Here is an 11,690-nt window from a genome sequence, read left to right as displayed (position 1 = left end):
CGAGCGGCCGCCGCGTCCGCGACGAAGTCGCCAGCGGCGGTCGCTCGGACGCGAGCCACAAGGGGGCCGCGAACACGCCGCGACGCAGTCGCGGCAAATCCAGCACAGTACTGTGGTGAGGCACCTATTTCGAGATGGAGCACAGCAGACGTGACCAGGTTCGACAGCATCGAGCGCGCAGTCGCCGATATCGCCGCCGGTAAGGCGGTTGTCGTCGTCGACGACGAGGACCGCGAGAACGAGGGCGACCTCATCTTCGCGGCGGAGAAGGCCACCCCGGAACTGGTCGCCTTCATGATCCGCTACACGTCCGGTTACATCTGCGTGCCGCTCACCGGCGACGACTGCGATCGGCTCGGCTTGCCGCCGATGTACGCGATGAACCAGGACAAGCACGGCACCGCCTACACCGTCTCGGTGGACGCGCGCGAGGGCGTCACGACCGGCATCTCCGGCGCCGACCGCGCCACCACGATGCGGTTGCTGGCCGACGCCGACGCGAAGGCCGACGATTTCACCCGGCCCGGCCACGTGGTGCCGTTGCGCGCCAAGGATGGTGGTGTGCTGCGCAGGCCGGGTCATACCGAGGCCGCGGTGGATCTGGCACGCATGGCCGGCTTGCGTCCGGCGGGCGTGATCTGCGAGATCGTCAGCCAGAAGGACGAGGGTCACATGGCCCGGACCGAGGAATTGCGCGTCTTCGCCGACGAGCACGAGCTCGCGCTGATCTCGATCGCGGACATGATCGCGTGGCGGCGCAGGCACGAGAAGCATGTGGTGCGCGTGGCCGAGGCGCGCATCCCCACCGCGCACGGCGAGTTCATGGCCGTCGGCTATCAGAGCATCTACGACGAGGTCGAGCACGTCGCGCTGGTGCGTGGCGACATCACCGACGGCGACGACATCCTGGTTCGCGTGCACTCGGAGTGCCTGACCGGTGACGTGTTCGGGTCGTTGCGCTGCGACTGCGGTCCGCAGCTTGATGCCGCGTTGGAGATGGTCGCGGCCGAGGGGCGCGGTGTCGTGCTGTACATGCGCGGTCACGAAGGCCGCGGCATCGGCCTGATGCACAAGTTGCAGGCATACCAGCTGCAGGACTCCGGTCACGACACGGTCGACGCGAATCTGGAACTCGGCCTGCCCGCTGATGCCCGCGATTACGGCACCGGCGCGCAGATCCTGGTAGATCTGGGCATCCGGTCGATGCGATTGCTCACCAACAATCCGGCCAAGCGAGTCGGCTTGGACGGCTACGGCCTGCGGATCACCGAGCGGGTGCCGATGCCTCTGCGCGCGAACGCGGAGAACCTGCGCTACCTGCGCACCAAGCGGGACCGAATGGGTCACGACCTGATCGGCCTCGACGAGCTGGATCTCGGCGAGACCGCGCACTGAACTGCCAACAGACTTCGAAAGGCGGACATCGATGAGCGGTACCGGGGTACCGACTTTCGCGCTGGCGGACGCCAAGGACCTCTCCTTGGGCATCGTCGCCTCGCGCTGGCACACCCAGATCTGCGACACCTTGCTGGCGAACGCCGAGCGGGTGGCCAAGGACGCGGGCGTCCAGCAGATCACGGTGGTGCGCTGCGCGGGCGCGATGGAACTGCCCGTGGTGGCCCAGGAGCTGGCCAAGTCGCATGACGCGGTGGTGGCGCTCGGTGTGGTGATCCGCGGTGACACCCCGCATTTCGAGTACGTCTGCGACGCGGTGACCGCGGGGCTCACCCGGGTTTCGCTGGACGAGGGCACGCCGGTCGCGAACGGAGTGCTCACCACCAACAACGAGCGGCAGGCCCTGGATCGGGCCGGGCTGCCGGAGTCCCAAGAGAACAAGGGCGAGCAGGCGGCCGCCGCGGCGCTGGACGCCGCGCTGACACTGCGCGCTCTGCGACAGCCCGCGTAGCGATGCCGGTCGTCCGTATCTTTCGCAGGAACGTGGGCCCGGCCGACGACCTGTCGGAGTGGGATTTCGAGGTGCGGCCCCGGCGCGCGGTGCGGACGGCCTGGATCGCGGCGGTGCTGGTGGCGGCCGCGTTCACCGTGGGTGGTATCTGGCTGCGCACCGGGTCTACCGGCGTCAACTTCAGGGTGGCCGATCAGCTCGCGATGATCGGGATCGGTGTGCTCGGCGCCGCGGCCGTGCTGTTGCTGACCAGGCCACGGGTGCGGGTCGGCGCGCAGGGCGTGTCGGTGCGAAATATTCTGGGCGACAAAGATTTTCCCTGGGACTACATCCGAGGCGTGTCGTTCCCGGATCGGAAGTCCTGGGCGCGTCTGGAGTTGGTCGACGACGACTATGTCCCGCTGTTGGCGATCCGCTCGAACGACAAGGAGCACGCGGCGCGGGCGATGGCTCGGTTGCGGGAACTGGGCGCGAAGTATTCCGGGAGGAAGTGAGCGGGTGCGGTGTGCGGCCATCCGGCTCGCGCGGGCTCGCATGCTGATCTAACCTCGCCGCCATGGAGCCAAGTGCGTTCGTCCTCGCGGCGGCTTTCGCCGACGATCCACTGATGACCTACTTCTGGCCGGGAGCGTCACGGCGGCGAAAAGCGTTGCCGCCGTTTTGGGATTCGCGCATCGCGTCGCGCCGGAAGAACGGTCTGGTCGACCTCGCGCACGACGCGGAAGGCAACCTCGCCTGTGTGGCGCTGTGGGAACCGGCGCACGTGGTGTCACCGACGGCGAAGCCGTTGACCTTGCTGCGCGCCTTGGGGTCGAGCGCCGCTCGGGCGCTGGCCGCCGGGCGGCACATGGAGCATGCGCGACCGGCGACACCACATCTGTATCTGGCCGCCATCGGGACGTTGCCCCGCGCACAGGGCCGGGGACTGGCGACCGCCTTGCTAGAGCGTCGGTTGGCGGCGGCCGAGCAGGACTGCTTCCTGATCTCGAACACCGGCGGCACGGTGCCCTTCTACGAGCGGTTCGGTTTCGTGCGGCAAGGTGAGCTGCCGATCGGCCGAGGTCCGATCGTGTATCCGATGGTCCGGAGTGAATAGCCGCAGTGCGTCCCGGTGGGCACGCCGATCACTCGATGTGCCACAGCCGGGCGCGACCGAGCCCGCTGGTTCGATCAATGCGTATCGCCGAGGACCGCGCCTTCTCGTCGCGGATCCGCGCCGCCGATCCAGCCGTCGGAGCCGTTGCGTTTCAGGGCGCTGAGGCCGCTGGACTGGGGCGCCACCGAGACCTGATGGCCCAGTTGGCGCAACCGCAGTACCAGCGGGTCGTGGTCGCCGTTGTCGGTGGCGTTGATCGCCGGATGCTCACCGCCGATACCGGTGGACGGACTGTTGCCCGCGCCGAACGCGACCGCGGAGACCGCCTGCTGCGGATCCAGGCCCCAGTCGAACATGTTGACCAGCGTTTTCACCACGAACTGGATGATCACCGAACCGCCGGGCGAGCCCGCGACATGCGTGAGTTCGCCGCGCGAGCCGTCGGGCGCCTTACCGAAGATCAGCGTCGGGCTCATGGAGCTGCGCGGGCGCTTGCCCGGCTGGACCCGGTTGGCCATCGGCACGCCGTCGGCGCCGAGCGGGTCGGCGTTGAAGTCGGTGAGCTGGTTGTTCAGCACGAAGCCGTCGACCAGGTGGAACGAACCGAACGCCGACTCCACGGTAGTGGTCATCGCCGCGGCGTTGCCGTACTTGTCGACCACCGAGATGTGGCTGGTGCCGTGCTCGGGCGGTTGCGGGCCGCGGCCGAGCGGCACGGGGCCGAAGTCACCCGGCTGCGCGGTGCCCATGCTGCGGTTCGGATCGATCAGCCCGGCACGCTGTCGCAGATAGTCGCGGTTCAGCAGGGTCTGCGCCGAATTGCCCGGCAGTGGCACGAAATCCGTGTCGGCAACGTACTTGTTGCGATCGGCGTAGGCGAGGCGTTCGGCCTCCGTGATCAAGTGCACGGCCTGGGCGTCGGGCTTGCCGCCGTTGCGGTCGATGTTGTCCGGACGCAGGGCGGCCAGGTCGAAGTTCTCCAGGATGCCCAAGGTTGCGGCGACGGTGATGCCGCCCGACGAGGGACTCGGCATGCCGCAGAGTTCGTGCTCGCGGTAGCTCGTGCACAGCGCGGTGCGCTTCTTCGCCTGGTAACCGGCCAAGTCCTGGGTGGCGATCAGGCCCGGAGTGCGCCCGCCGGAGGCCCGGCCCGCGGCCGCGACGATGTCCTGGGCGATGGCGCCGGTGTAGAAGGCCTGCGCGCCCTCGGTGGCGACGGCGCCGAGCGTCTTGGCCATGGCGGGGTTGGTCAGGACGGTGTCGGCGGCCTTCGGGCTACCGTCCGGGTTGAGGAAATACGCCTTGGCGTCTTCGTCCGCTGCCAGGTCCTTGGCCGACTCCGCGATCTGTCCCGCGAGGCGGGGACTGATCGGGAAGCCCTGATCGGCCAGTCCGATGGCGGGGTCGAACAGGTCGCGCCACGCGGTCTTGCCGTGGTCGTGGTGCGCCAGTTCGAGCATCCGCAGTACGCCGGGCACGCCGATGGAGCGGCCGCTGGCCCGCGGGTTCGGCTTGGGTTCGGTGCGATCGATGTCGCTGATCCAGCGCAGATAGTTCTCGGTGGCCGCGGCGGGCGCCACCTCGCGGCCGTCGTAGGCGTCCACGGACTTGGTGTTCGCGTCGTAGTAGACCAGGAACGCACCGCCGCCGATGCCGGACGCCTGCGGCTCGACCAGGCCGAGCACTGTCTGCGCCGCGATCAGCGCGTCGGCCGCGGTGCCACCGTCGCGCAGCACCTCACACGCGGCTTTCGTCGACAGCGGGTTCGCCGTGGACACCGCGAAGGTATGGGTACGCACCGGCGTCATTTTCGCGCGATAGCCGGTCGCTATCTCCGGGTTGGTGCTGAGATCCTTGGTGCCGCTGCCCGTTGGCCCCGCCGCGGTGGCCGTCACCGGCGTGCCGTTCGGCACCGTCTCGCAGACGCCGCCCGCCTGGCTCTCGCCGGACGAGCAGGCGGTGGCCATGCCGACGGTTAGTGCGAACGCCGCCGCCGCGGCGACCCAAGTTCCTCGCTTGCGCCCCATGCCGGGACTCTAACGCTCGGTACCGACAGCCGCGCAGGTTTCCTTCCCACCGGCGAAATCCCCCTGGCCGCAGCGTGTGTCGAGGTGGAGACGGTATGGCTGGTCGCCGCGTGAACCGGCGGTGCGCCACGCTCGGCCGGTAGGCTGGGCCGAGTGGCGATCGAGGCGGTGCTGTTCGACTTCTCCGGGACCTTGTTCCGCCTGGAGGCCGACGAATCCTGGTATGCGGACCTGACGCGGCCGGACGGGCAGGCGTTCGACGTGGATGAGAAGGCCGAGATCATGCGGCGGATGACGGCGCCGGTCCACCACGTCATCGAATTCGACGACGAGACGCAGTACGCCTGGGACCACCGCGACCTGGACCCCGCGCTGCATCGCAAGGTGATGATGAAGGTGCTTCGCACATCGGGAGTGCCCACCGACGAGGACGCCGAACGACTGTACGCCCGGCTGCTGGACCCGCTGGAGTGGACGCCGTACCCCGACAGCGAAGCCGTCCTCGATCTGCTTGCGGCGCAGGGTGTTCCGGTCGCGGTGGTGAGCAATATCCCGTTCGACATCCGTCCGTCGTTCGCGGCGCGCGGCTGGGATCGGCTGGTCGGCGCGTTCACCCTCTCCTACGAGGTCGGTGTCATGAAGCCCGATCCGGAGATCTTCCGTTCCGCCTTGGGTGAACTGGGTGTGGCCGCCGAGGCCGCGCTGATGATCGGTGACAGCGCCGAAGCCGACGGCGGCGCCGAGGCGCTGGGCAGCCGCTTCGCTCTGGTCGAGGCCCTGCCCACCACCGAGCGCCCGGACGCGCTGCTGGCCGCGCTGCGGCGGCACGGTCTCGTGGAGTAACCCGGCCGGATCCCGTCGGTTTATTTGCCGAAGTCCGAGTTGTGCGGGATGTCACCGTGTTACGGTGCGGTTCCGGCGTGTTCGCAGGTGCGCCGGAAGGTTCGGTACCAACGGGGGTACGGCTGTGAGCTTGGCGTTCTCCGGTGAGGAGCCCTCCGTCGGCGTGGAAACGGCCATGCCGGAGGCGGTTCGGGACGTGCGGGAAGCCGTCGCCGGGATGGCGGGATTCGGACTCGCCTATCCCGTGCTGATGAATCTGACGCGCGGCGGCGACGCGGCCGCCACGGCATCCACCCAGTTCTGCGTCGCGTGGGCGCTGGGGCTGCTCGTGCTCGGATTCGCCGAGGGCGCGCCGGCCGTGCGCAAGCTGACGATCGCGCTGGCGCTCCTGCAGGCGGTCGTCGGGTGCTGGGCGATCAGGGACCTCGCGACCGTCCCGCCCGTCATCGGCCTCGTCGCCGCGGGGTACTCGGTGGCCACCTCGGTAGCCGTCGTGCACCTGCTGTGCCGCCCGGAAGCCAAGGGCTGGTTCGGCGTCCCGGTGCCATGACCGCCGCGGGGAGCCGCCGTCGGCCGGGCTGTCGGTCCCGGTCTATACGCTGGATGGGTGGCAGATCCAGCGACGTACCGGCCCGCGCCGGGCACGATCCCCGTCGAACCAGGTGTCTACAAATTCCGTGACGCCCATCGGCAGGTCATCTACGTCGGCAAGGCCAAGAGCCTGCGCAGCAGGTTGAACTCGTATTTCGCCGACGTCGCCGGGCTGCATCCACGCACAAGGCAGATGGTCACCACGGCCGCGAGCGTCGAGTGGACGGTCGTCTCCACCGAGGTGGAGGCCCTGCAGCTGGAATACAACTGGATCAAGGAGTTCGATCCGCGCTTCAACGTCCGCTATCGCGACGACAAGTCCTACCCGGTACTCGCTGTCACCTTGAACGAGGAATATCCGCGGTTGTTCGTCTACCGCGGCGCGCGGCGCAAAGGCGTCCGCTATTTCGGCCCCTTCGCGCACGCTTGGGCCATCCGCGAGACGCTCGATCTGCTGCTGCGAGTGTTCCCCGCGCGCACCTGCTCCAACGGAGTCTTCCGGCGCCATAGTCAGATCGGGCGTCCCTGCCTGCTCGGCTATATCGACAAATGCTCGGCCCCGTGCGTCGGGCGGGTGAGCGCCGAAGAGCACCGCGCGATCGTCGAGGACTTCTGCGACTTCCTCGCAGGCCGCACCGATCGCTTGGTCCGGGAGCTGGAGCGCCGCATGCACGCGGCCGCCGAAGACCTGGACTTCGAGACCGCCGCCCGGCTGCGTGACGACGTCCAGGCGCTGCGCCGCGCGCTGGAGAAGCAGGCGGTGGTGCTCGGCACGGGCACCGACGCCGACGTCATCGCCTTCGCCACCGACGAGCTGGAAGTGGCGGTGCAGGTCTTCCATGTGCGCGACGGCCGGGTGCGCGGCCAGCGCGGCTGGGTGGTCGACAAGTCGGGCGACGCGGTCGATGTCCCGGAGGCGGGTGGGGAACTCGCCGCGCTGGTCGAGCAGTTCCTCACCCAGTTCTACGGCGAGCAGGTCGCGGTGGCCGAGCAGGCCGCCGACGAGCAGCCCGCCGCCGTGGTGCCCCGGGAAGTGCTCGTGCCCGAGTTGCCCGCCGACGTCGAGCAGATCCAGCAGTGGTTGTCGGACCTGCGCGGTTCGGCGGTGAAGCTGCGCGTGCCCCAGCGCGGGGACAAGAAGGCGCTGGCCGAGACCGTGCAGCGCAACGCGATGGAGGCGCTGGCCCAGCACAAGCTGAAGCGAGCGGGCGATCTGACCTCGAGATCGCAAGCGCTGCAAGAGATCCAGGACGCCCTCGAGCTGGACACCGCGCCGCTGCGCATCGAGTGCGTCGACGTCAGCCACGTGCAGGGGACCGATGTGGTCGCCTCGCTCGTGGTCTTCGAGGACGGTCTGGCCCGAAAGTCGGAGTACCGCCACTACACGATCCGGGAGGCGGCGGGCGAAGGCCGCTCCGACGACGTCGGCAGCATCGCCGAGGTGACCCGCCGCCGGTTCCTCAAGTTGCGCCGCGAACGCGACATGATGGAGCACGAGGACCTCGCCGCGACCGGAAGCGACGACGACGCGCTGGACCTCACCTCCCGTCCCGGCATCGATCCCAGCACCGGACGCCCGCGCAAGTTCTCCTATCCTCCCAACTTGTTCGTCGTCGACGGGGGCGCGCCCCAGGTCGCCGCGGCGGCCGAGGTGCTCGACGAGCTGGGTATCACCGATGTCGCGGTGGTCGGCCTGGCCAAGCGGCTCGAGGAGGTGTGGGTGCCCGGCGAGAGCGACCCGGTGATCCTGCCGCGCACGAGCGAGGCGCTGTATCTACTGCAACGGGTCCGCGACGAGGCGCACCGCTTCGCCATCACGTTCCATCGCAGCAAACGCTCCCGCCGGATGACCGCCTCGGCCCTGGACTCGGTGCCGGGGCTCGGAACGGCGCGCCGGACCGCGCTGGTCGCGCATTTCGGATCGGTGGCCAAGCTGAAGCAGGCCACGGTCGAGGAGATCACCGAGGTGCCCGGCATCGGGTTGGCGACCGCGAAAGCGGTCCTTGCGGCGCTCGAGTCCGAATAGTCAGTCGACAGTGCACCGGAAGTTTCGGTTTCGCGTACGTTGTGTCTGCGGCCGATACCGAAACCGGTGCGCGATGATCGGAAGGCACCCCAGAGACGGATCCGGTAGGACATGACACGCGTCGAATCGAACAGCAGTGCGGGCAACCCGCCGACGAGCGCTGGACGAGTGGCCTCGTCCAGCGCCGTCGGCGGGGCGAATCCGCCCGTCGAGGTCGTGATCGTGACCGGGCTCTCGGGCGCGGGCCGAGGCACCGCCGCCCGCGTGCTCGAGGACCTCGGCTGGTACGTGGCCGACAACCTGCCCCCCGAGCTGTTCGGGCGGATGGTGGAGCTGGGTGCCTCCGCCAAGCCGCCGATCCGCCGTCTCGCGCTGGTCATGGACGTGCGCAGCCGGTTCTTCACCGGCGATCTGTCGGTGGTCACCGAGCAGTTGCGGACACTCGGCGTGCGCACCAGGGTCCTTTTCCTCGAGGCATCCGATGACGTGCTGATCCGCCGTTTCGGTTTCGCGCGGCGGAGGCATCCGCTGCAGAGCGAGAGCAAGGACGGCACGCTGTCGGCCGGCATCGCCGCCGAACGGGTGCGGCTGTCCGCCGTGAAGGCCGCCGCCGACCTGGTGATCGACACCACCGAGCTGTCCATCCACCAGCTGCACCGCAAGATGGAGGAGGCCTACGGTGGCGGCGCGCCCTCCGCGTTGCAGCTCACCGTGCAGTCGTTCGGCTTCAAGTACGGAGTTCCGCTGGACGCGGACATGGTGTTAGATGTCCGATTTCTACCCAATCCGCATTGGATACCGGAGTTGCGGGAACATACCGGTCAGGAGACGGTGGTCAGCGAGTACGTGCTGTCGCGTCCCGGTGCGGAGGATTACCTGCGCACCTGCCACCACCTGGTCGAGCTGACCACGAACGGTTACCGCCAAGAGGGGAAGCGATACATGACGGTCGCAGTGGGCTGCACCGGAGGCAAGCACCGGAGCGTCGCGATTGCCGAGGCACTGGGCGAGTTGATGAGCGAGGTCACCGGCGGCGCGGAGGAGTCCGCCGACGTGGTCCGGGTCGTGCATCGAGATCTGGGGCGAGAATGACCGGTTGGGAATCCAATCCCAGCATCGTCGCGCTGGGTGGCGGACACGGCCTGTACGCGACACTGACCGCGGTGCGGCGGCTGACCAGGAAGATCTGCGCGGTGGTCACCGTCGCCGACGACGGCGGCTCCTCGGGGCGATTACGTGCCGAGCTGGGGGTGCTGCCGCCGGGCGATCTCCGGATGGCGCTGGCCGCCTTGGCCGCGGACGCCGACGGCGTCTGGACGCGGACCGTGCAGCATCGGTTCGGCGGAACCGGCGCGCTGGCCGGGCACTCCGTGGGCAACCTGATCCTCGCCGGGCTCACCGAGGTGCTCGGCGATCCGGTGGCCGCCCTGGACGAAGTCGCCCGCATGTTGCGCATCACCGGCCGGGTGCTGCCCATGTCGCCGATCGCGCTGGACATCGAGGCGGATGTATCCGGGCTCGAGGCCGATCCGCGCGTAAGCCGGTGCATTCGCGGCCAAGTTGCCATCGCCACCACTCCGGGTAAGGTGCGGCGGGTGCGGCTGATTCCGTCCGATCCACCGGCCGGTCCGGAGGCGACCTCGGCGATCGAACACGCCGATGTCGTGGTGCTGGGCCCGGGATCGTGGTTCACCAGCGTGATTCCGCATGTCCTCGTCCCCGAGCTACGGGAAGCCCTGGTGTACACCAGGGCGCGGAAAGTGCTGGTGCTCAATCTCGCCGCGGAGCCGGGGGAGACCGCGGGGTTCTCCGCGGAGCGGCATTTGCATGTATTGTCCCAGCACGCACCGGAATTCGTCGTCGATGAGGTGCTGGTCGATTCCGGCTCCGTGCCGGAGGGCCGCGAGCGGGAACATGTGGCCAGGGCTGCCGAACAGTTGCGGGCACGAGTAACCTTCTCCGATGTCGCCGAAGCGGGAACGGACCGGCATCACCCCGGAAAGCTTGCCGCCGCACTGGATCAACTGATCCGGCAACCTCGGCCGCAAATGGCAGGGCTTCGAGTCGAGGGACGGCACATGGGTCAGGATGTGCGTTCCGGGTTGGGTGGAAAGGAGCGCGTCCCGTGGCGATGACAGCCGATGTGAAAGACGAGCTGAGCAGGCTCACGGTGTCGCAGGTGAGTTCCCGCAAGGCGGAACTGTCCGCTCTGCTGCGTTTCGCGGGTGGCCTGCACATTGTCGGCGGCCGGGTGATCGTCGAGGCCGAGGTGGACATGGGGTCCATCGCGCGCAGGCTGCGCCGGGAGATCTTCGAGCTCTACGGCTACGGCTCCGACGTGCACGTGCTCGGCGCGGGTGGACTGCGCAAGACCTCCCGGTACGTGGTGCGGGTGTCCAAGGAGGGCGAGGCGCTGGCCCGGCAGACCGGTCTGCTCGACGTCCGCGGCCGTCCGGTGCGCGGCCTGCCCGCGCAGGTGGTCGGCGGCAGCATCGCCGACGCCGAAGCCGCTTGGCGCGGTGCGTTTCTCGCCCACGGCTCGCTCACCGAGCCCGGACGTTCCTCGGCGCTCGAGGTCAGCTGCCCCGGCCCGGAGGCGGCGCTGGCGCTGGTCGGCGCGGCCCGGCGGCTCGGCATCACGGCCAAGGCGCGGGAGGTGCGCGGCACCGATCGCGTGGTGGTGCGCGACGGTGAGGCGATCGGCGCGCTGCTGACCAGGATGGGCGCGCACGGCACCAGGATGGTGTGGGAGGAGCGCAGGCTGCGCCGCGAGGTGCGCGCGACCGCGAATCGGCTGGCCAACTTCGACGACGCCAATCTGCGCCGCTCGGCGCGGGCCGCGGTCGCCGCGGCGGCGCGGGTGGAACGCGCGCTGGAGATCCTCAGCGACGACGTGCCCGATCATCTCGCCGCCGCCGGCCGACTGCGGGTGCAGCACCGGCAGGCCTCGCTGGAGGAACTCGGCCAGCTGGCCGATCCGCCGATGACGAAAGACGCTGTCGCGGGCCGCATCCGGCGGCTGCTGTCGATGGCCGACCGGCGGGCCAAGGAACTGGGCGTACCGGACACCGAATCGGCCGTTACGGCCGAACTGCTCGACGAAGCCTACACGACAACACCGACGAGAAGCCCTCCGCCGCACCGCTGCTGTACTACAACGGCCGCTACTACCGGCCGACCGCCCTCGGCGACTGACCCGAG

The 11,690-nt window shown here is 69.2% G+C and carries 10 protein-coding genes and 1 pseudogene; 10 read left to right on the top strand and 1 reads right to left on the bottom strand.

Translation table 11 applies throughout. From position 1 onward, the window contains the following. Positions 1–150 precede the first annotated feature (150 nt). From ACWEH3_RS34775 to ACWEH3_RS34760, 4 genes are all read left to right on the top strand, one after another. Positions 151–1,395 carry a bifunctional 3,4-dihydroxy-2-butanone-4-phosphate synthase/GTP cyclohydrolase II gene (locus ACWEH3_RS34775; protein WP_355070731.1) on the top strand — a complete coding sequence of 415 codons (1,245 nt, stop codon included), beginning with the start codon at positions 151–153 and terminating at the stop codon, positions 1,393–1,395. Between the two features lie 31 nt (positions 1,396–1,426). Next, positions 1,427–1,906 carry a 6,7-dimethyl-8-ribityllumazine synthase gene (gene ribH / locus ACWEH3_RS34770; RefSeq protein ID WP_450026148.1) on the top strand — a complete coding sequence of 160 codons (480 nt, stop codon included), beginning with the start codon at positions 1,427–1,429 and terminating at the stop codon, positions 1,904–1,906. A gap of 32 nt (positions 1,907–1,938) precedes the next feature. After that, positions 1,939–2,400 carry a PH domain-containing protein gene (locus ACWEH3_RS34765; protein WP_450026146.1) on the top strand — a complete coding sequence of 154 codons (462 nt, stop codon included), beginning with the start codon at positions 1,939–1,941 and terminating at the stop codon, positions 2,398–2,400. A gap of 62 nt (positions 2,401–2,462) precedes the next feature. Continuing rightward, a complete protein-coding gene (locus tag ACWEH3_RS34760; protein WP_450026144.1) occupies positions 2,463–3,002 on the top strand; it encodes a GNAT family N-acetyltransferase in 540 nt (179 codons plus the stop codon). Positions 3,003–3,076: 74 nt separating this feature from the next. Here ACWEH3_RS34760 and ACWEH3_RS34755 read toward each other — a convergent pair whose 3' ends face one another. Next, on the bottom strand, positions 3,077–5,029 hold the full coding sequence (locus ACWEH3_RS34755) for a gamma-glutamyltransferase family protein (protein WP_450026142.1): 1,953 nt from the start codon (positions 5,027–5,029) through the stop codon (positions 3,077–3,079). 153 nt (positions 5,030–5,182) lie between these two features. Between ACWEH3_RS34755 and ACWEH3_RS34750 the strand changes: the two genes are divergently transcribed. From ACWEH3_RS34750 to whiA, 6 genes and pseudogenes are all read left to right on the top strand, one after another. Then, positions 5,183–5,872: an HAD family hydrolase gene (locus tag ACWEH3_RS34750; protein ID WP_356961777.1), complete on the top strand. Its 690-nt coding sequence runs from the start codon at positions 5,183–5,185 to the stop codon at positions 5,870–5,872. A gap of 124 nt (positions 5,873–5,996) precedes the next feature. Next, a complete protein-coding gene (locus tag ACWEH3_RS34745) occupies positions 5,997–6,422 on the top strand; it encodes a hypothetical protein (protein WP_450026140.1) in 426 nt (141 codons plus the stop codon). Between the two features lie 57 nt (positions 6,423–6,479). Continuing rightward, positions 6,480–8,489: an excinuclease ABC subunit UvrC gene (gene uvrC / locus ACWEH3_RS34740; RefSeq protein ID WP_450026138.1), complete on the top strand. Its 2,010-nt coding sequence runs from the start codon at positions 6,480–6,482 to the stop codon at positions 8,487–8,489. A 111-nt stretch (positions 8,490–8,600) separates the two neighbouring features. Beyond that, positions 8,601–9,581 (top strand): RNase adapter RapZ, encoded by a 981-nt coding sequence (gene rapZ / locus ACWEH3_RS34735; protein WP_450026136.1) that lies wholly within the window; start codon positions 8,601–8,603, stop codon positions 9,579–9,581. Continuing rightward, on the top strand, positions 9,578–10,624 hold the full coding sequence (locus ACWEH3_RS34730; RefSeq protein WP_450026134.1) for a gluconeogenesis factor YvcK family protein: 1,047 nt from the start codon (positions 9,578–9,580) through the stop codon (positions 10,622–10,624). The genes rapZ and ACWEH3_RS34730 overlap by 4 nt, the downstream gene beginning before the upstream one ends. Continuing rightward, positions 10,615–11,595: pseudogene (gene whiA / locus ACWEH3_RS34725) on the top strand (DNA-binding protein WhiA); the annotation flags it as partial. The gene ACWEH3_RS34730 and the pseudogene whiA, both read left to right, overlap by 10 nt. Positions 11,596–11,690: the final 95 nt, after the last annotated feature.

This window comes from Nocardia sp. NPDC004718 (assembly GCF_053601535.1).
The sequence above is the reverse complement of the archived record's forward strand: the minus strand, read 5'-3'. Positions and strand labels throughout refer to the sequence as shown.